The organism is Sorangium sp. So ce176 (genome assembly GCF_051519835.1).
Lineage (GTDB): Bacteria > Myxococcota_A > Polyangia > Polyangiales > Polyangiaceae > Sorangium > Sorangium cellulosum_G.
Genome location: NZ_CP150371.1, coordinates 2,352,736 through 2,371,614, shown reverse-complemented (window position 1 = coordinate 2,371,614; position 18,879 = coordinate 2,352,736). Strand labels below are relative to the sequence as shown.

The 18,879-nt window shown below is 72.3% G+C and carries 16 protein-coding genes; 13 read left to right on the top strand and 3 right to left on the bottom strand.

The features are described from left to right. Positions 1-171: 171 nt before the first annotated feature. From WMF42_RS09120 to WMF42_RS09095, 6 genes are all read left to right on the top strand, one after another. Complete coding sequence (locus tag WMF42_RS09120) at positions 172-2,655, top strand: hypothetical protein (protein WP_437691494.1); 2,484 nt, start codon at positions 172-174, stop codon at positions 2,653-2,655. Continuing rightward, positions 2,652-3,200 carry a hypothetical protein gene (locus WMF42_RS09115; protein WP_437691492.1) on the top strand — a complete coding sequence of 183 codons (549 nt, stop codon included), beginning with the start codon at positions 2,652-2,654 and terminating at the stop codon, positions 3,198-3,200. Before WMF42_RS09120 ends, WMF42_RS09115 begins: the two co-directional genes overlap by 4 nt. Beyond that, complete coding sequence (locus tag WMF42_RS09110) at positions 3,197-4,129, top strand: HTTM domain-containing protein (protein ID WP_437691491.1); 933 nt, start codon at positions 3,197-3,199, stop codon at positions 4,127-4,129. The genes WMF42_RS09115 and WMF42_RS09110 overlap by 4 nt, the downstream gene beginning before the upstream one ends. A gap of 102 nt (positions 4,130-4,231) precedes the next feature. Then, a complete protein-coding gene (locus tag WMF42_RS09105) occupies positions 4,232-4,462 on the top strand; it encodes a VF530 family DNA-binding protein (RefSeq protein ID WP_437691489.1) in 231 nt (76 codons plus the stop codon). 70 nt (positions 4,463-4,532) lie between these two features. Further along, the gene (locus WMF42_RS09100; protein WP_437691487.1) at positions 4,533-6,023 is read left to right on the top strand and encodes a DUF6896 domain-containing protein; all 1,491 of its coding nucleotides are present in this window, start codon (positions 4,533-4,535) and stop codon (positions 6,021-6,023) included. A gap of 59 nt (positions 6,024-6,082) precedes the next feature. Beyond that, positions 6,083-7,603: a phospholipase D-like domain-containing protein gene (locus WMF42_RS09095; protein ID WP_437691485.1), complete on the top strand. Its 1,521-nt coding sequence runs from the start codon at positions 6,083-6,085 to the stop codon at positions 7,601-7,603. Positions 7,604-7,672: 69 nt separating this feature from the next. Here WMF42_RS09095 and WMF42_RS09090 read toward each other — a convergent pair whose 3' ends face one another. Next, on the bottom strand, positions 7,673-7,897 hold the full coding sequence (locus WMF42_RS09090) for a hypothetical protein (protein ID WP_061608200.1): 225 nt from the start codon (positions 7,895-7,897) through the stop codon (positions 7,673-7,675). A 332-nt stretch (positions 7,898-8,229) separates the two neighbouring features. On the opposite strand from WMF42_RS09090, the gene WMF42_RS09085 reads away from it, so the two are divergent. Then, a complete protein-coding gene (locus WMF42_RS09085) occupies positions 8,230-8,568 on the top strand; it encodes a hypothetical protein (RefSeq protein ID WP_061608201.1) in 339 nt (112 codons plus the stop codon). A gap of 126 nt (positions 8,569-8,694) precedes the next feature. Beyond that, the gene (locus WMF42_RS09080; RefSeq protein WP_437691482.1) at positions 8,695-9,108 is read left to right on the top strand and encodes a hypothetical protein; all 414 of its coding nucleotides are present in this window, start codon (positions 8,695-8,697) and stop codon (positions 9,106-9,108) included. 89 nt (positions 9,109-9,197) lie between these two features. On the opposite strand, the gene fbaA is transcribed toward WMF42_RS09080, so the two are convergent. Continuing rightward, the gene (fbaA, locus tag WMF42_RS09075; RefSeq protein ID WP_061608203.1) at positions 9,198-10,271 is read right to left on the bottom strand and encodes a class II fructose-bisphosphate aldolase; all 1,074 of its coding nucleotides are present in this window, start codon (positions 10,269-10,271) and stop codon (positions 9,198-9,200) included. 354 nt (positions 10,272-10,625) lie between these two features. Between fbaA and WMF42_RS09070 the strand changes: the two genes are divergently transcribed. Then, positions 10,626-14,165, top strand: a complete 3,540-nt coding sequence (locus WMF42_RS09070; protein WP_437691480.1) for a glycoside hydrolase family 97 catalytic domain-containing protein — start codon at positions 10,626-10,628, stop codon at positions 14,163-14,165. Between the two features lie 95 nt (positions 14,166-14,260). Next, a complete protein-coding gene (locus WMF42_RS09065; protein WP_437691478.1) occupies positions 14,261-14,671 on the top strand; it encodes a nuclease A inhibitor family protein in 411 nt (136 codons plus the stop codon). Positions 14,672-14,690: 19 nt separating this feature from the next. Here WMF42_RS09065 and WMF42_RS09060 read toward each other — a convergent pair whose 3' ends face one another. Next, on the bottom strand, positions 14,691-15,671 hold the full coding sequence (locus WMF42_RS09060; RefSeq protein ID WP_437691476.1) for a DNA/RNA non-specific endonuclease: 981 nt from the start codon (positions 15,669-15,671) through the stop codon (positions 14,691-14,693). A gap of 780 nt (positions 15,672-16,451) precedes the next feature. On the opposite strand from WMF42_RS09060, the gene WMF42_RS09055 reads away from it, so the two are divergent. The 3 genes from WMF42_RS09055 (at position 16,452) to WMF42_RS09045 (ending at position 18,849) form a co-directional block, all read left to right on the top strand. Next, positions 16,452-17,456 carry an alpha/beta hydrolase gene (locus WMF42_RS09055; protein ID WP_437691474.1) on the top strand — a complete coding sequence of 335 codons (1,005 nt, stop codon included), beginning with the start codon at positions 16,452-16,454 and terminating at the stop codon, positions 17,454-17,456. An 86-nt stretch (positions 17,457-17,542) separates the two neighbouring features. After that, entirely contained in the window at positions 17,543-17,839 is a 297-nt protein-coding gene (locus WMF42_RS09050; protein WP_061608209.1) for a DUF2288 family protein, read from the top strand. A gap of 110 nt (positions 17,840-17,949) precedes the next feature. Beyond that, complete coding sequence (locus WMF42_RS09045; RefSeq protein ID WP_437691472.1) at positions 17,950-18,849, top strand: WGR domain-containing protein; 900 nt, start codon at positions 17,950-17,952, stop codon at positions 18,847-18,849. Positions 18,850-18,879 lie beyond the last annotated feature (30 nt).

The following is an 18,879-nucleotide window of genomic DNA, read 5'->3' as shown; positions in this document are numbered from 1 at the left end:
GGCAAAACCCATGGGAATTGTTACTGATGTCCAGGACCGCTCATTATCGACCGGTTTCTCTGGCGGGGCTTCTGACACGCAGAGCCCGCGCGAGCGCCTCGACAACGCCACGCGCCTCCGAGCGACCGCAGCGCCGCGCAGACGCGGCTCCGTGATAAGCGTCGCCGCAGCATGCAGGCGCCCACCACCGACCCCCCCGCGCCCTCGGGGCCGCTCCCCGACAGCGCCGCGGAAACCGCGGCCCCCCCCGCGCGCGCCGCCCCCGGCGCCGCCTCCCCGCCCCCGCCGCCCCGCCGCTGGGCCGTCGGCCTGCTCAGCGCCCTCCACGCCCCCCTCTTCGCTTGGGCCGCGCTCTCCCTCCCCTTCCGGTCGTGGACGCTCTTCGCCGTTGTCACCGCCGCGCTCGCGCTGCTCCACGCCGCGACCGCCGTGCTCTCGCTGCTCCCCCACCCGCTCGCGCCGCGCGCGTTCCGGGTGACGTCGCTCTTCTCGCTCGGCTACCTCGCGCTCCTGAGCTACGGCCTCCTCTCCTCGGCCGTCTACGTCGCCTCCCTGAACCGCGGCCTCGGCGCCGGCATCGCGGCCGCGCTGCTCGCTGTCTGGGGGGTCGTCGCGCTCCTCACCCTGCCCTTCGCGTGCTGGGGCGTCGCCTCGACGGGCGGCCTCGCTCCCCCCCGGCGGCGCTCGCCCCCGCGCGCCGCGCGCGCCGCCCTCGCCGCGCTCTCCGCGCTCATCGTGCTGGCCGCGCTCGCGCTGCTCTTCCGCCACCGCACCGCCAAGGCCGACGTCCTGCCCGTGCCGGGCGGCGCGCCGTCCGGCACCGGGGCCGCGCTGCGCGAGGCGCTCTCGTCCTTCGACGAGCTCCCCGCGGCGCCGGCCAAGGCGCCGCCGCTCATGACCACGGCGCCGGCCGCGTGCGCCGCGCCCCCGGCGCCCGGCCGCCCCACCCTCGTCGTCACGCACCTCGCCCGCGCGAAGGAGCGCGGCCGCGCCGGCGTCGCCACCCGCTGCCTCCAGCTCCCGCCCGGCGAGGACGCCGCGGCCGCGCTGCGCGGCGCGCTCGCCGGCGCGCTGCGCGGCCCCCTCAAGATCGACGTCGTCTCGGCCGTCCAGCCGCTCGGCTCTCCCGGGCCGGGCCTCGTCGGCCTGTCGCTGCGCCCCGGGCTCGACGGCCTCTGCCTCGCCGAGCGCTGCCTCATGCCGTGGCAGCTCATCGCGGTCGACGCGTTCAACACGAACGCGCCGCTCGCCGGCGTCCCCGACTTCCGCTTCGGCGTGGACCTCGCGGTCCTGCGCCGCGCCCTCGGCGAGCCCGAGCCGCCCGGCGGCCCTGCCGGCGCGGGCGCCGAAGAGCGCGCCCTGAGGAGCGGCCTCCTCCGGATCGAGACGCTGAGCTACACGGTCGACAGCGCCGGCGCGCTCCACCTCCTGTCCCGGATCGGCGAGCCCGGGGTGGAGCTCACCGACGCGACAGTCCAGCAGGCGGCGGCCGCGGCCGAGCGTTACATCCTCGGCGCGCAGCGGAAGGACGGCATGTTCCGCTACATCGTCGACCCGTTCACCGGGCGCGCCTCGTTCGACGGCTTCTCGATCGCGCGGCAGGCCGGCACCACGCTCGCGCTCTGCGAGCTCGGCGCCGGCGCCGAGGGCGCCCCGGCGCCGCCGGCGCTCAGGACGACCGTGGAGCGCTCGCTCGCGCTGCTCGCGAAGCTGGAGCGCCGGTCCGGCGACGGCGGCCCCGTCGGCGCGCTCTTCTACCCGCCGGACACCCGCGGGACGATCGCGAACCTCAACCCCACGGCGCTGAGCCTCGTCGCGTTCCTCTCGTGCCGCGACGTCGTCCGCGACACGCCCGACGCGCCCGGGGCGCACGACGCGCTCATCGGCCGGCTCGCCCGCATGGTGCTCGCGACGCAGCGGGACGACGGCGGCTTCGCGCCGCAGCTCGATCTCGCGCGCGTCGCGCCCGTCCTCGGCCCGACGCAGCTCTACGAGGGCGGCCAGTCGGTGCTCGCGCTGGCGCTGCTCGAGGACCTCGCCGCCCGCGCGCCGGCGCCCGAGCTCCCGCCCGCCGCCGAGGTGCGCGCCGCCGTCGACCGGGCGATGGACTACTACGCGAACCGTTACTGGGACCATTTCGCCAGTGATTTCGTGTACATGGAAGAGAACTGGCACTGCCTCGCGGCGCGCGCGGCGCTCGGCCGTCACCGCCGCGACGACTACGAGCGGTTCTGCCTCGACTACGTGGCGTTCAAGTCGCGGCTCGTGCTCGACGAGGAAAGCGATGTCGCGCCCGACCTCGTCGGCGGCTACGGGTTCGGCAACGTCCTCCCCCCGCACAACACGGCGACGGCGGGGTTCGGCGAGGCGCTGGCCGCCGCGATGGCGGTCAAGGCGGCGCGCGGCGAGGATCTCGCGCGCGACAGGGCGCTGATGGAGCGGGTGCTCGGGTTCCTGGTGCGGCAGCAGTGGTCGCCCGCGACCTGCTTCGCCTGCAGCCGCGACGAGATCATCGAGGGCGGCTTCAGCGAGAGCATGGCGTCGCCGCGGATCCGCATCGACTACGTACAGCACGCCTGGGCCGCGCTCGGCCACGGCGGCAGGATGCTGGGGCTCTTGCCCGGGCGGAGCGCCCCGGTGGCGGGGCCGCTGTGAGCGCCGGCGAGGGCGGCAGGAGGGGCCCCGCCTCGGTCGCCCGCGGCGGCGCGGGCCCCAGCGGCGGCGCGGACCCGGGCGCGGGCGCTCGCTGGGTCGACCGCAGGGCGTACGCGTACGCCGTGACCGCGGGGCTCTTGCTCCTCATGCTCGCCCCGCTGCTCCGCCGGCCGCCCGTGGACAGCTTCCCGCTGTCGACCTACCCGATGTTCTCGTGGGGTCGTCACGACGCCCGCACGACGGTCGAGCGCGCCGTCGGCGTGGACTCCCGGGGCGGGCGGCGGCCGATCCCGCCGCGCCTCGTGGGCAGCGAGGAGGTCCTGCAGGCCAGGGCCACCCTGGCGCAGAGCATCCGTCAGGGCGCCCGGGCGGCGCGCGCGCTCTGCCGCGGCATCGCGGCGCGCGTCGCCCAGCAGAACGGCCACGCCGACATCGTCTCCGTCGAGATCCGGACCGACACCTTCGACGCGATCGCGTTCTTCGACGGGCAGGAGACCCCGCTCGACGCGAAGCTCCACGCGACCTGCAAGGTGGGCGCGCGATGAGGCGGCTCCTCGATCGCCTCGACCGCGCCTTCTTCGCCGAGGCGCCCGCCGAGCGGCTCGCGATCGTGCGGCTCCTGGTCGGCGGCTTCGCGCTCGTGTACCTGTGCGTCCGCGCGGTGCACCTCCAGCGGGTGGGCCACCTGCCGCCGGAGGGCTTCAGGCCGATCGGCGTGATCTCGGTGCTCTCCGCGCCGCTCCCGCTCTGGGCCGTGCGCGCCCTCATCGGCGCGGCGATCGCGGCCGGCGCCGCCTTCGTGGCCGGCTTCAAGTTCCGCGTCGCCGGTCCGCTCTTCGGCGCGCTGCTGCTCTGGGTGCTGAGCTACCGCAACTCGTGGGGCATGGTCTTCCACACCGAGAACCTGCTCGTGCTCCACGTCATCGCGCTCGGCCTCGCGGCCGCGGCCGACGCGTACTCGCTCGACGCGCGCGCCGCGGGCCGCGCGGACGCAGGCCCGCGGTCCGGTTCATCGGCGCCCGCGCCCCACGGCCGCTATGGCTGGCCGCTCCGGCTGCTCTGCGCGATCACGGTGACCTCGTACTTCATCGCCGGGGTCACCAAGCTCCGGAACAGCGGCCTCGACTGGGCGTTCAGCGACATCCTCCGCAACTACGTCGCTTACGACAACGTGCGGAAGATCGCGCTCGGCGACACGCACTCTCCGCTCGGCGGCGCGCTTGTCCGCTACGGGTTCCTGTTCCCGCCGCTCGCGCTCGCGAGCCTGGCCATGGAGCTCGGCGCGCCGCTCGCCCTGTTCAGCCGGCGCATCGCCGTCGTCTTCTGCGGCGCCGCCTGGCTCTTCCACCTCGGCGTGCTCCTCACGATGGCGATCCTGTTCCCCTACCCGCTGCTCGGCATCGCCTTCGCTGGGTTCTTCGAGCTGGAGAAGATGCGCGACCTGCGGCGCCCGCGCCGAGCGGGGCCTGCCTGAGGTGCGGCCAGAGGCCGGGGGGATCCCGTCGCTGCGCCGCGCGACGTGCTACACAGCGGGCTCACGCCGGCCCTCCGGGGCGATCGCCCCCCGAGCATCGAGATGACGCAGCCCCAGCCCAACAATCCTCTCCACGGCGTCACGCTCCAGATGATCCTCGAGCACCTGGTCGCGCAGCACGGCTGGGAGCAGCTCGGGCGCATGATCGACATCCGCTGCTTCAAGTACGATCCCAGCATCAAATCGAGCCTGCAATTCCTGCGACGGACCCCGTGGGCCCGGCAGCGGGTGGAGGCGCTCTACCTGCGGGACAGAGCCACGCCCAGCCCGTGACCAGCCCGCTCGATCGCTCGCCGAGCAGCTCGATCCGCTGGCACCTCGCGCACAGCGTCGATGCGCTGGCGTGTCGAAGGTCGGTCGCCGGACGCCCGCGCGGCCCGGCCTTGCGGCGCACGCCCAGCCGCGGCACGACGCTGCCGTGCACCCCGTCCTCGTCGCCGTTCGCGCCGCCCTCGCCAGGGGCCCTGTCGCCTCCGGCTCGCCCCCTGACCCGTGGCACGCGTGGCTCCTCGTGGCGCTCGCGCGGCAAGTCGATCGGCAGCGCTGGCTGGTCCGGATCCAGCGCGCGCTCCTCCTCGAGGACTCCGGCCGCGGAGAGGTCCCGGGCATGCCGGGCTGGAGGTTCTTCTTCCACGGCATCGGCCTCTGCCTGACCGCCCCCGACGGCGAGACGATCGACGTCGACGACCACGGCGACGGCGGCCGCACGATCGATCCCTACTTCTTCGCCCGGCGCATCCTGAGCCTCCCTCTCCCCGCGCTCCCCGAGAAGCGCCTGCTCGCCTTCCTCCCCACCGCAGACGCCATGGCCGCCGCGATCCGCGAGCTCGCGGAGGAGGCGCTGCTCGTGCCCGACGAGAAAGGGTACGTCTTCCGCGTCCTCCCGGAGCTCGAGGAGCTCGCCGCGGCGCTCGCCTCGATCGACTTCTCCGACGCGGAGCGCCGCGTTCGCTGGGCGGAGCACCTCGGCGACCTCGACCTGCTCGCCCGCGAGCGGCCGTCGGCGGCCTCCGAGGCGCGTGCCACGGCGCAGCGCGCGGCCTACAAGCGGTACTTGCTCGCGAGGATCGCGCGCGATTCGACGGCGCGCGCGTTCATCGATCCCCTCGAGGCGGTCCTCACGCCGGCGGAGTTCGTCGACGCGTGCGCGGGGTTGATCGACGCCTCGGTGAGCGTGACCTCCGGGCACGCGATCGAGCGGCTCGACGCGCACCCGGACTACCCTGTCTGCCCGGCGGTGGGCCGGCTGCTCGCCCGCGCGGATCCGGCCCAGCACCATCCCTACGCCGTGCACGCCGCCGCCCGGTACCTGCTGCGCCGCGGGATCGAGCGCGATCGCGCCGTCGAGGTGGTGCTGGCGTTCGCCCGCGTCGAGGTCGTCGCGGGCTACCGGGGAAACCCCTTTCTCGGCGAGCTCGCGCTGCTGCTCCTCGAGCACGCGCCTCCGCACGCGCTCGCCGCGCTCCGCCGGGGGCTGCGATCGAACACCCCCGCGGTCCGGACGCTCGTCGCCGCGTCGCTCGCTGCGCTCGGCCAGCCGTGGTGCCTTCGAGAGCTCCTTCTCGCGCTCGACGACGCGGCCACGTTCGAGGAATCCGCCTCGGTGCGGGCAGCGCTCTCGTGGCTCGGCGCGGACGAGGCGCGCGCGGCGGTGGCGCGCTGGACGCAGACCCACGTCTTGCGGGTGACCGAGGGCCCCGGCTACGGATGGGAGGAGGTCCAGGAGGCCAGCGCCGACGAGTCCATCGCGTACGAGATCGAGGAGCGTCGCGCCTGGTCCGACGCGGTGCGACCGGTGATCGATCCGGACTTCGACCGCGTCGTGTGGGGCTGATCCCGGCGCGGCGGCCTGTCCCGTTCGCGTCCGCGCGGGGATCTGGGTATGGAAGGCGCATGCCGCGCATCCTCTCCCCGGGGCGGAACGTCTGGTGCGAGCGGCCGGTGCGAAACGCCGGGCTGCTCATCGACGGCTCCGATTACTACCGTGCCTTCTACGACGCGGCGCGACGGGCGCGCCGTTACATCCTGCTCTCGGGCTGGCAGTTCGACAGCGACGCCTGCCTGCTCCGCGGGGAGGACGCGGACGGCGCGCCCGCGCCGGTCACGCTGCTCAAGTTCCTGGACAGCCTGTGCGCGCGCACGCCCGAGCTCCAGATCTACATCCTCGCATGGGACTTCCACGTGGTCTTCGCGATCGAGCGCGAGTGGCTCCAGAAGATCGTCTTCGAGTGGACGACGAGCGAGCGGCTGCGCTTCCGCTTCGACAGCAACCATGTCGACAAGGGCTGTCATCACCAGAAGTTCGCCGTCATCGACGGCGAGCTCTCCTTCCTCGGGGGGCTCGACCTCTGCAACGATCGCTGGGACACGCGGCGCCACCTGGAGAAGAACCCGCTCCGCCTCAGCCGCGGCGAGCCGCACAAGCCCTTTCACGACGTGCAGGCCTACCTCCACGGCCGCGAGGTGAGCGAGAGCCTCGCGGACCTCTTCCTGGCGCGCTGGAGCGCCGCCTGCGGTGAGCCGATCGAGCTCCCCGCGGCCGAGGGCGCGACGTTCGGCGACGACTACGCGCCGGAGAGCGCGGCCCCGCTCGCGTCCGGGCGCGTGGCGCTGAGCCGGACCGACCCGCGCGGCGCGCCCACCGGAACCGAGGGCTGCCGCGAGATATGCGACCTGTACCTCGACGCGATCGCCCGCGCCGAGCGGTCGATCTACATCGAGACCCAGTACTTCAGCTCGCGCGAGGTGAGCGAGGCCCTGATCCAGCGCCTGCGCCGGGTCGGCGGCTCCCCGCTGCAGGTCGTCGTCGTGCTCAACATGCGCGCCGAGACGCTGAAAGAAGAGGTCGCTGTAGGGCTCGCGCAGGCCAAGGTCATCGACGACCTCCGCAAGGCGGCGGAGGGCACCGGCCACGCGCTCGGCATCTATTACACGGTGCCGGCGCACGAGGGCGAGGGCGAGCCCCCGCGCGCCACCTACATCCACTCCAAGGTGATGATCGTCGACGACCGCTTCTGCACCGTGGGCTCGGCCAACCTCACGAACCGGAGCTGCGCTGTGGACACCGAGCTCAACGCGACCTTCGAGACGGACGATCCAGGCGACGCGCTCGGCCGCTCGATCTGCGCGGCAAGGCTCGGCCTGATGGCCGAGCACCTCGGGCTCGACGAGCTCTCCTGCGGAGCGGACCTGGTAGCCGAGCTCGACGACCGCGCGACCCGGCGCGACGGGCGGCTCCGGATCCACCCGTCCCCGGACGAGACGCAGCGCGCGGCCCTGGCGGTCGTCGATCCGCAGGCGCTGCCGTTCGATCCGGACGCCATCGAGGACGAGGAGGACGACCGCACGATCTTCGCCCACGGCCTCGGCGCCCTGTGGCGGCGGCTCGTGAGCCACCGCGACGACAGGAGATAGCCCGCGGCGACGCCGCGCGCTGGGGACCCGGCCCGGGACCTGGCTCACGATCGTGTCGTGACCGCGTCGCTACACGTCTTCGCCCGTCGTCTCGGCGAACGGCTCGCACACGACATAGACCTTCTTCCCGGTCGGGTGGATCGCGAGCGTCCCGAAGCGCTTGCAGGCGAAGCACTCGCGGGTGTCCGTCATCTCATCTTCCTTCCGCGGACAGCGCACCTGCCGCGGCCTGGCGCCATCGCCCTCGACCTCCAGCCACGCCAGCCGCTCCGGTGCATCCAGATGACAAAACATCGCGCCCTCCTCCCCCGGCTCTCGGCCGATGCAAGGCGCGGCTGCAATCACCAAGCCAGGAGAGACCCAACCGCAGCAGACGCCTGTCGAGCCCGTCCGGGCCGTACACGGCCTGGGACTTCCCGCCGTGCGATGCGCCTCCATCCGTTCTTCTCTCATGGCGTGTCCGCGCGAAGCGTCCGCGCCAGCGGCTGATCCAGCGCCAGCCGCGCATGCTCTGCGCCGGAGACGCACGCGCTGCACCTTCCAGGGCCGTGTCTCCCGCGCGCCTGCCCCTCTCCCGGCGTTCCCGATGGCGCGCCGTTTGCCGCGCCCCTCGGAGGGGGTTTACCATGGCAGACTGGCTCATCATGCTGCTGGCGGCCGGCGGGGGCGTGTTCGCGCTGGTCGTCTCCACGAGACGCCTGCTCGCCCGGCGGCATCACCGCGTCTCGGACGTCACCCTTGTCTGCCCGCGGACCGGTTCTCCGGTGCGGTGCCTGGTGGTCACCGACGGGCGCTCGGAGGAGCACGTCGAGGTCGCGCGGTGCTCGCGGCTCCCCGGCGGGCGGCCCACGTGCGACCAGGATTGCGTGAAGCTCCTGAACCTCGGCATCAGGCTCGCGCCCTTCGAGCCGGGACGCCCCGGCGAGCGCCCCACCGAGCCGCCGGACGGCCCTGCCGCGGCCTGACGGCGCCCGTTGCGCGGGGCGCGCAACGCATGCGCCGCCGCGCAACCCCTGCATCGCACGGCGCGCCCGGCGGCCCTCGGCGCCGGGATCCGCCGCAGGCACATGCCATGCTCTCGCGCCCGGATCATGGCTTTGCAAACCCAGAAGATGACGCTCCGCTCCTCTGGCAATCTGCCGATCGCGCTCGTCCTGCTGGTGGGCGGCGCCCTGCTGTGGCTGCGCGCCGCGCAGCGCACCCCGAGCGCGCTCGCGCTGCTCCCCGGCGCCGACGGCTGCCTGACCGCCGGGATCGTCGGCGTGCTGCTCGCGCTGCTGCACGGCATTCCCTACCGGACAGCGCTCCTGTCGGCCGCGCTCCCGATCGCCCTCGTGCAGCTCCTCGCCAGCGAGCTGGCGGGGTTCTCGTTCCTGCCCGTGCTCGGCATCGAGCTCACCGCCTTCGGGCTCTTCGGACTGCCGCTCTCCCGGCTACCCCGTCGCCGCCGCGCAGCGACGGCGACGACCCGCTCGCTTCACGCGGCGCCCCCGTCGCCTTCGTGAGCCAGCGCCGCGGGCGGCGAGGCGGCTCGCGCGGGGGAGCGGGTCGCGCCGGCGCCGCCCGGAGGGGCGGGCCGGCGCCCCCGCCGTGATCAGAAGTCGAACTTGTCGAACGAGTTCAGGTCCTTGCAGGCCTCGACGAGGCGCGCTGCCACGCCCTTCTCGCCGAGGTGGAGCCAGCCGCGCGGGTCGATGTACTTCTTGTTGGGCTTGTCATCGCCCTCGGGGTTGCCGAGCTGCGACTTCAGGTAGGCGCCCTTGTCGTCCATGTACTTCTTGATGGGCTGCGTGAAGGCCCACTGCGTGTCCGTGTCGATGTTCATCTTGATGACGCCGTAGGACACCGCCTCGCGGATCTCCTCGCGCGACGAGCCGGAGCCGCCGTGGAACACGAAGTCGACAGGCTTCGCGCCCGTCTTGCGCTCCTTCTGGATCGCGTCCTGGGAGTTCTTGAGGATGGGCGGCCGGAGCTGCACGTTGCCCGGCTTGTAGACGCCGTGCGTGTTGCCGAACGAGGCGGCGACCGTGAAGTTGCCGATCGGCTTCAGCGCGTCGTAGGCCGCGAGGACCTCGGCCGGCTGGGTGTACAGCTTGGAGTTGTCGATGCCGCTGTTGTCGACGCCGTCCTCCTCGCCGCCCGTGACGCCGAGCTCGATCTCGAGCGTCATCTTGAGGGCCGCCATCTGCCGCAGGTACTTCTGGCAGATCTCGAGGTTCTCGTGGAGCGGCTCCTCGGACAGGTCGAGCATGTGCGAGGAGAACAGGGGCTCTCCGTTCTTCTCGAAGAACTTCTTGCCGTACTCCAGCATGCCGTCGACCCACGGCAGCAGCTTCTTCGCGGCGTGGTCCGTGTGCAGGATGACCGGCACGCCGTAGGCCTCGGCCAGGTTCCGCACGTAGTGCGCGCCCGCGATCGCGCCCGCGACGGCGGCCTTCTCGCCCTTGTTGTCCAGGAACTTGCCGGCGAAGAAGTGGGCGCCGCCGTTCGAGAACTGGATGATGATGGGGCTCTTGGCCTCCCTCGCCGCCTGGAGGGCGGCGGTCGTGCTGTGCGAGCCGATCACGTTCACGGCCGGCAGCGCGCACTCGACGCTCTTCATGTACTCGAACAGTTCCTGAAGAGCGGAACCAGTGATCACGCCGGGCTTGAGCTTCATCTTGGACATGGCAGTTTGAATCCTTGTTCCTTGCTCGGGTTTCCGCCGAGCATGCAACGCGGCAACGGAAAGCGGAAGGGTGGATCGGACCCGAGGGGCAGGCGCGTCCGGTACCATCGCCAAAGCCCCGGGAGCAAGCGGATTCTCCCGTTCGGAAGCAGGCAGATTGAAGCGTCGCGTCACCGCCGATCATGGGCTGCGGGGAGAGGCAGCCCCGAAACGTTCCTGAGATGTCAAGCGCGACCTGCGCGGCGGGGCCCTGATAGCATAAAACCATTGTAGTTTCAACAAGTTACCACCGTTCAAGCGGGCGGCTCACGATTGACGCCGCCGGGGAGGTACGCCATGTCGCACGGACGCCCCATGACCATCGAATGCGCAACGATCGCGAAAAGGGTTCGCTCTCGGGTCGCCTGGCTCGGCCTGGTTGCGTCGCTCCTCCCGCTGACGGCCGGCTGCGGTGACGACGAGCACAGTCCTCCCGCCGGCACCGGGGGCGGTCAGAACGCCGGAGGCGGCGGCCTCGGCGGCGCTGGCGGCCTCGGCGGCGAAGGTGGTTTGGGTGGCCCGGGCGGCGGAGGTGGCTTCGGCGGCGGCGCAGGGGGCCTTGGCGGCGCAGGGGGCCTTGGCGGCGCAGGGGGCCTTGGCGGCGCAGGGGGCCTTGGCGGCGGCGGCGGGGAGCCGGGCGCGGAGCAGCGGGTCACGTCTCCGGGCGGCGAGATCGTCGTGACATTCGACGTGCAGGACGGTGTGCCCTCCTATTCGGTCGAGCGCGCGGGCAGGGCCATCCTCGCCGACTCCGCGCTCGGCCTCGACCTCGGCGATCTCGGGCCGCTCGGCCGCGGCGTGCGCGTCGCCGGCGCCGACCGTCGGACCGAGGATTCGACATGGAACCCGGTGTGGGGCGCCGCCTCCGAGATTCGTGAGCATTACAACGAGCTCACGGTCCACCTCGAATCGGACGCCCCGGCGAGGCGCCTCGACGTCGTCTTCCGCGTCTTCGACGACGGGCTGGGCCTCCGCTACGTCATCCCCGAGCAGGGCGGCCTGAGCGAGCTCACGATCACCTCCGAGGACACCGAGTTTCGCTTCGCCTCGGACGGCACCGCCTGGTGGACGCGCGCCGATTTCGAGGGCGACGAGTCGCTGTACAACCGGGGCGCGCTCAGCACGGTCGCCAACGCGAATACGCCCATGACGGTCCAGCTCGCGGAGGACCTCTATGTGGCGCTTCACGAGGCCGATCTCGACGACTACGCCGCCATGACCCTGGAGGCGCTGCCGGGCGTCCCCCACGCGTTCCGGAGCGCGCTCGTGCCGGCGCGGAGCGGCCTGGAGAGCACCGCCGTCAAGGCGCGGGTCGCGCTGCCCTTCGAGACGCCGTGGCGCACGCTGACCATCGGCACCGGCGCCGGGCGCCTCATCGAGTCGCACCTGATCCTCAACCTCAACGATCCGTGCGCCATCTGCGACGGCGATCTGTCGTGGCTGCGGCCGGGCAAGTACATGGGCGTCTGGTGGGAGATCCACAAGGGCCTGTCGACGTGGGAGCCCGGCGAGCACGTCGGCGCCACCACCGAGAACACGCAACGCTACATGGACTTCGCGGGCGAGCACGGCATCCCGTTCGTTCTCGCCGAGGGATGGAACCAGGGCTGGGACGGCGCGTGGACCGACATGGATTACACAGCGTCGAACGACCGCTTCGACCTCGAGGAGGTCGTCGCGTACGGGGCGGAGCGCGGGGTCGGCTTCGTCGCCCACATCGAGACAGGCGCCAACGTCGACGGCTTCGAGGCCCAGCTCGACGAGGCGTTCTCGCTCTACGAATCGCTCGGCATCCACGCCATCAAGACGGGGTATGTCGGGAACATCCCGGGCTATCACCATTACAGCCAGCGCATGGTGAACCATTACGCCGAGGTGGCGAGGCGGGCCGCGGAGCACCAGATCATGGTCGACGCGCACGAGCCCATCAAGCCGACGGGCGAGGAGCGCACGTATCCCAACTTCATGAGCCGCGAGGGGGTGCGCGGCATGGAGTACGAGGCCTGGAGCGACGGCAACCCCGCCTCGCACACGCTGACGGTGCCGTTCACCCGGATGCTCGGGGGCCCGGTCGACTACAACCCCGGGATCTTCGAGGTCCTCTGGGCGCCGGAGAAGATCCCCGAGAGCCCGTTTGCCGGGAACCCGCCCGCCCGGGTGCACACGACGCGCGCGCACCAGCTCGCGCTCTACGTCATCCTGCTGAGCGGGCTCCAGATGGTGACCGATATCCCCGAGCACTACGAGGGGCGCCCCGAGTTCGCCTTCCTCTCGCAGGTGCCTGTGACATGGGACGAGACGCGCGTGCTGAACGCCTCGATCGGCGAGCACATGACGATCGCGCGCCGGAGCGGCAGCGCGTGGTACCTCGGGAGCGGCACGGACAGCACCGCCCGCGCGCTCCCGATCCCGCTCGATTTCCTCGGCGAGGGGACGTTCGTCGCCGAGACGTACACCGACGACGCCGAGGCCGACTACGACGCGCGCCCCGAGCTGGTCGCCCGCAGCCGGTTCCTCGTCACGTCCGGCGACACGCTGATCGCGGCCATGGAGGCGAGCGGCGGCCAGGCTGTCCGCATCCGCCCGGCGACGCCGGAGGACACGGCGAGCGTCGAGGGCTACCGGCCGCCGAGCTACGCTGTCGAGAGCGTCACGGTGCCGGCCGAGGTCGTGCAGGGCGACTTCGTCCTTGTGACGGCCGAGGTGACCAACACAGGGAACCTCGTCGGCGGCGAGACGATCGGCATCGCGGTGGAGGGCACCCCGGTCGACGCGCGCCTCGTCCGGATCAACGCCGACGCGACGGTGACGGTGGCCTTCGAGATCCAGATCTCCCAGCTCGGCGAGGTCAGCGTGGCTGTCGGCGACGCGGCGCCGGTGCTCGTGACCGTCGTCCCGCCGGTCGACGCGCCTGCCGACCTTCGCGCCACGGGCACGAGCGCCGACACGATCGAGCTCGCGTGGGAGCCCGTGCCCGAGGCGGTCGCCTACCGCGTGTACCGGCACCTCCCGGGCGGGCTGTACGGCGACACGGCGCACGCGGAGCTGGACGGCGCCCTCACGACGTTCCTGGACACGGGCCTCACCGCCAACCAGACCTATTCCTACATCGTCCGGGCCGTCTACGCGGACGGCACCGAGTCGCCGGCGTCGAACGAGATCGTCCAGGCGGCGACCCCCCGGACGGTGGCCGTGACGTTCCGGGTCTCGGCGCCGCTCGAGACGCCGGCGATGTCCGCGATCTACGTGCCCGGCAGCATCGACGCGCTCGGCCCGTGGAACCCGGGCCTCGTCGCGATGACGCACACGGGCGGCGGGCTCTGGCAGACGACGGTCGACATCCCGGAGGGGACGGAGCTCCAGTACAAGTACGCCCGCGGCACCTGGGAGCGCGTGGAGTGGTGGGGCAGCATCACCGGCACGAACAACCGCGCCGTCTCGATCCCGATCGGCAGCGGCGGGCAGGTCGTCGACAACACCTCCACGGCGTGGGACGACGGCTCGATCCCCGACACGCAGAAGGGGATCCGGTACTGGCGCGATCCGCTGGTGGCCGGCACCGCCCCGGAGGATGGGAGCATCGTGGCCGGGGCGCCCGCGATCGAGATCGGCTTCTCGCGCGACGTCGATCCGCCGGACGCGGGCGGCTACGACGCCGCGGTGCAGGTGGCGCGCGACGGCGAGCCGGTCGCCGGCGCCGTGGCCGAGATCGCGTCGGGCAGCCTGATCTTCACGCCGGCGGAGCCGCTCGCGCCGGGCGCCTACGAGGTGATGGTCTCCCAGGTGAAGAGCGCCCTCGGCCCGGACAGCGTGCCCATGCAGGCGCCGTACACCTTCGGGTTCACGGTGGAATGACCCGCGTCGCGGTGGAACAATCGTCCCGCTTCACAGCAAAATGACCGCCCCATCGCAAGCACGGGCTCGCCCGTGCAGCCCGCCCGGAGATCCGCATGCAGGCCCAATCCGCGTCGCCTGAAGAGCTCCTCGCCTCCCTGCAGGAGGCCGCGCAGGGCCTGCTGTTCCCCAGCGAGTCCGATCATCCTCTCCACCCGACCCGGTGGGACGCCGACGCTTCCTCGCCGGCCGCGTTGCTCGCGGCCGAGGGGCTCGCCGCGGACACGGCTGTCGAGGTCACCACGGTGGGCGATTTCTTCGCGCCCGTGCTCGAGCCGCCCGAGGAGGCCGGCGAGGGGGCGCAGGCCGAGGCGGGGCGGTACAGGCGCCTCGTGGACCTGCTGGAGCGCGAGCTGACCGATCTCCGTGTCTACCGCGTGGGGCGCGTCGAGATCGACGTCCACGTCCTCGGCCGGCACCCGTCGGGCGCGTGGATCGGCGTGAAGACGAAGGTCGTCGAGACGTGATCGACGGAGGGCGCGCCGCTCAGCGGCCGCCTGTGGGCCCGTCGTCGGTGCGCGCCTCGAGCGCTCGCTGCACCGCCTCGGGGACGGCCGTCAGGACATCGTAGCCCGCGCGCCGCTCGATCTCGTCGACCGTCGTCCGGTACTGCCCCCAGCCCTCCTCCAGGATCCCTGTCGCGTTCGGCATCACCGCCGCGATGACCCGGGTCGACGGCCCGATGTCCTCCGGCCCCTGCCCCGGCTCGAGGACAACCGCGATCTTGAAGAAGGCGTCCGGCACGGCGACGCCCTTGCCGATCGTCGTCGAGCGCCCGCGCTCGTCGAAGAGGCCGCCGGCGACCACGAACAGCAAGCGCCGCTCCTTCTGCGCGAGCGCCTGGCACGCCTCCTCGAGCCGGAGCCACGGACCGGCGTTGAGGTCGTGCCGCTGCGGCAGGATGTTGGTGAGGAGGAACGTCGCCTTGTTGTCCTCGGGGGTCCGCGTGCGCTCCTCGGAGCGGACCATGTGGCCGCGATCGAAGCCGGAGCCTGTGTAGTCGTCGTGCTGCACGCGGTACCATCCGTCCGGCAGCGCGCTGTCCGCGAGGAACTTCCCCCGATAGCGGGGCGCGTCGCCGAACGAGGCCGCGTCGAGCCGCCAGCTCACCCAGTTCGCCACGTTCCTCGACCGGTTGTAGGAGAGGGCGTACTGGGGCTTGATCATCAGGTGATCATCGGACGCCGCTGCCCCGGTCCGCGCGGCCTGGGCTCCCGTGCGCGCCGGCACGCCGAGCTCGAGGTGGACGCTCAGCGCGGGCGGCCGCGCGGTGGGCGCGCCCTTCGGAGGGGCGCCGTTCGCCGGCGGGGGGCTGCTGGACGACCGGCCGGGCGAGGGCGACGGCCTGGAGGGGCGATCGTCGCCGTGGTCCAGGCCGAGCTCCTTGAGCCCGCGCTCGAGGCCGCACTTGACCCCCGCAGCGCTGAGCCCGGTCACGGCGAGCGCGATGAGCGCCTGGGCGCCCAAGGACCTGCGTTTTCGCTTCTTCGAGCCCACGTCAGCGCATCCAGCCATCTACCTACGGCAGCGACGGCACGAACGTCCAGCGCGACGTCGATACGGCGCGCCACGCGTGAGGAGCGCGGCGGCACTCACGGGCTGGAGATCTACGCGCGCCGCGCCTGTCCAGGCGGCTCGGCGGGTTCGTTTCCTACACCCTCTCGCGCGCGGTCCGCCACGTCGGCCGGGAGAGGTTCGACTCCGCCTTCGGTCGCCGCCACGTGCTCAACATGGCCGCCGCGGCCGACCTGGGCCGGGGCTGGAAGCTCGGGGCCACGAATACAGCACGACCGTCAAAATCGCACACCGAACCACGGGCCCATGTCCGGGCTGCGACGACGGCTCCTGGCCCTGACGGATCGCAAGGCGCCGTGTAGCGCAGCGGCAATTTGACACCACCACAGCAATGCAGCGAGCGCGTCTGCCCCGGGATCTGCGCGGGCGGCTCCGGCATACGGCCATCGTTCTACGCAAATCATTGCGGCACGACGCAACGATTCGCGGAGCGTCCACGCTGCGCAACGGTCCGCGCGGGTCCGGCCGTTCACACAAACGCCAGGAGCATTCCCGGATGCTGTGATTCGGCCTCGCGCGACGCACGTGCGCTGTCTCGAGCGATGTTTATACTTACTGGTCCAACGTTTGCGAATACGTGAAGCGGTGCTGGGGCGAAGAGGCCACGCGCATCGCACCTCGAGAGCCGTTGCCTCACCTCCAATCACCTACCGCAACCATGAGGGTCAAGTGATGAATCTGTATACTCGCACACTCAGCACGGTTCTCTTCTCGGCGACGCTCGCGGCCACCGCGCTCCCCGCAGGCCAGGCCGAGGCGTCCTCGTCGAAGCACCAGCCCACGAAGGTCGAGCGCCTCGTCTTCCCGGTGACCCTCTCCGACGGCAACACGTACGACGTCGTCGGCTACCTCTACTATCGCGGCACCTACAAGCACCGCCCCCTCCAGGTGCTTGTCCACGGCCTCACCTACACCCACGAGTACTGGGACATCCCGTCGTTCCGCGGGCGCAAATACTCCTATGTCGAGCATATGGCCAAGGAGGGGTATGCCGTCCTGGCGCTCGACGTGCTCGGCGCCGGCGAGAGCAGCCGGCCGGACGGCGACTTCCTCGACCTCGCCGAGACGGCCGAGAGCGTGCATCAGGTCATCACGGAGATGCGCACCCAAGGAGGGGTCTTCAAGACGCCTTTCCGGAAGATCGCCCTCGTCGGGCACTCGAACGGCGCCATCATCAGCACGTACGTTCAGAGCACCTACAATGACGCGGATGTCCTCGTCAACACCGGATTCGCCTTCACGCCGCACCCGATCCCGGTGTCCCCCGAGGCGATCTCCGCGCTGCTGCAGACCCCGTATATCGCGATCCCGACGGAGATCCGCACCGACATCTTCTACGACGCGGCGAACGCGGATCGTGCGGTGATCGACTTCGACAACGCCACGATCGCCGACACGTACACGCGGGGTCAGTTCCTGAGCCTGCTCGCGGTCTCCGGGAACCCCTCGCTGGCCGGGATCGAGGGCGTGACGAGCCCGGTGCTCATCCAGTTCGGGGAGACGGACGAGCTGCAGCCGGCGTCGTATGTGAACTCCGACGCGGCCCTCTACACCAGCGCCGAGAGCGTCACGACCGCGATCGTCCCCCGCTCCGGCCATATCCTGAATGGCCACTTCGGCTCGCCCGCCGGCTGGCAGCAGATCGACTGCTGGATTCACCACAACATGGGCTGGTAGAGCCCCGCGCCGCTCACCCGGCCCGTCCTGCGCCGAGCGGCGCGTCGCCACCTTGGCGGCCGCTGCCCGAGGTCTATGCTGCGCCCATGCGCGAACGGCTCGCCAACACGCTCGGGGAGGTCTTCTGGACCGACCTCCGCGCCCACGCGGCGCGCGATGCGGTCATCCTCGTCGACGCCGATCTCGATCTCCTGGACGTCGGCGAGGCCGTGGCCTCGAACGACGCGGCCGCGGTCCAGGCCTGGATCGCGAGCGGCAAGCTGACCAAGCCCACGGCCGAGGACCTCGCGCGCTGGCCCCTCCAGCTCGAGCTGCGCTTCCTGTCGCTCGTTGTCGCCCCCTTCGTGCTGGTGCGCCGGCCGCCCGCGCCGCCGCTCTCCTGAGGCGCGAGGAGGACTTCGCCCGCGTCCTCGTCGAGGACGAGCTCCCCGAGGTGGCGCGCGCACGCAGCAGCGCGAGCGCGCCGCCACCGCGTCGTGATATCGTCGCCGGCATGCGCCGGTTCGAGTTCGTGCAGGGAACGAGCGCCAAGTTCTGGATGGCGGACGCGGACGACAGGACGTTCATCGTCGTCTACGGCCGGCTCGGCACCGCCGGCCAGCGCAAGGAGAAGGCGTTCCCCACGGCGGAGGCCGCGTCGCGCGAGCTCGAGAAGAAGATCGCCGAGAAGCTCAGGGAGGGCTACCAGGAGGTGGCCGCCGCCGCCGGCGGCGCGCCCGCCGCCAGCGCGCCAGCGGCCAGCGCCGCGCAGGCCGCGCCCCCGCCGCCGAAGCTCGATCTGCCGCCGCGCGTGCGGCCCGGCGAGGCCACGGAGGCGCAGCGAAAGGCCGCTGTCCACGCGCTCGCCGCGCTCGCGGCCGCGCGCGGCCGGCGGAGCTGGGCCCTCGGTCGCGCTGTCCGCCGCGCCCGGCGCGCGCTCGAGGCGCTCGGCGGGCTCGACCCCGCGGCGGACGCGGCGCTGTCGGCCGCGCTGGACGCGCTCATGGCCCGCGTCGTCGCGCCGAACGCGCCCGACCGGCTGCCGCTCGTGCGCGCGATCGAGCTGCTCTCGGAGCTCGACGCCGCGGCGTTCGCGCGCGCGGTGCGCGACACATGGAAGGCCCCGCCCGCGACCTCACCGGCAGCCGGAGCGCTCGCCCTCCTGGAGCGGCAGCTCGAGGAGCTCGGCGACCCGGAGCTCGGGCTCCGGATCGGCGCGCTGCTCGTGGACCGACCGCACCACGGCTCGATGAGCGCCGAGGCCGGATGGACGCTGCGATGGAAGGCGCTCTCGCCGCACCTCGAGGCGCACCTCGCCCGCAGCGGGCGGTCGCTGAAGGACTACCTCGCGAGCCTCGACGCGGGCGGCGACCCGCACGTCGCGCAGCGCGTTCAGCGGATGCGCGCGGCGTGAGCTGCGCGCCGAGCGCGCGGCGCGGCGTCT

Coding starts and splice junctions, on each gene's coding strand:
- WMF42_RS09120 (WP_437691494.1), top strand. CDS start 172: ATGCAGGCGCCCACCACCGACCCCCCCGCGCCCTCGGGGCCGCTCCCC.
- WMF42_RS09110 (WP_437691491.1), top strand. CDS start 3,197: ATGAGGCGGCTCCTCGATCGCCTCGACCGCGCCTTCTTCGCCGAGGCG.
- WMF42_RS09105 (WP_437691489.1), top strand. CDS start 4,232: ATGACGCAGCCCCAGCCCAACAATCCTCTCCACGGCGTCACGCTCCAG.
- WMF42_RS09095 (WP_437691485.1), top strand. CDS start 6,083: ATGCCGCGCATCCTCTCCCCGGGGCGGAACGTCTGGTGCGAGCGGCCG.
- WMF42_RS09090 (WP_061608200.1), bottom strand. CDS start 7,897: ATGTTTTGTCATCTGGATGCACCGGAGCGGCTGGCGTGGCTGGAGGTC.
- WMF42_RS09085 (WP_061608201.1), top strand. CDS start 8,230: ATGGCAGACTGGCTCATCATGCTGCTGGCGGCCGGCGGGGGCGTGTTC.
- WMF42_RS09080 (WP_437691482.1), top strand. CDS start 8,695: ATGGCTTTGCAAACCCAGAAGATGACGCTCCGCTCCTCTGGCAATCTG.
- fbaA (WP_061608203.1), bottom strand. CDS start 10,271: ATGTCCAAGATGAAGCTCAAGCCCGGCGTGATCACTGGTTCCGCTCTT.
- WMF42_RS09070 (WP_437691480.1), top strand. CDS start 10,626: ATGACCATCGAATGCGCAACGATCGCGAAAAGGGTTCGCTCTCGGGTC.
- WMF42_RS09065 (WP_437691478.1), top strand. CDS start 14,261: ATGCAGGCCCAATCCGCGTCGCCTGAAGAGCTCCTCGCCTCCCTGCAG.
- WMF42_RS09055 (WP_437691474.1), top strand. CDS start 16,452: ATGAATCTGTATACTCGCACACTCAGCACGGTTCTCTTCTCGGCGACG.
- WMF42_RS09050 (WP_061608209.1), top strand. CDS start 17,543: ATGCGCGAACGGCTCGCCAACACGCTCGGGGAGGTCTTCTGGACCGAC.
- WMF42_RS09045 (WP_437691472.1), top strand. CDS start 17,950: ATGCGCCGGTTCGAGTTCGTGCAGGGAACGAGCGCCAAGTTCTGGATG.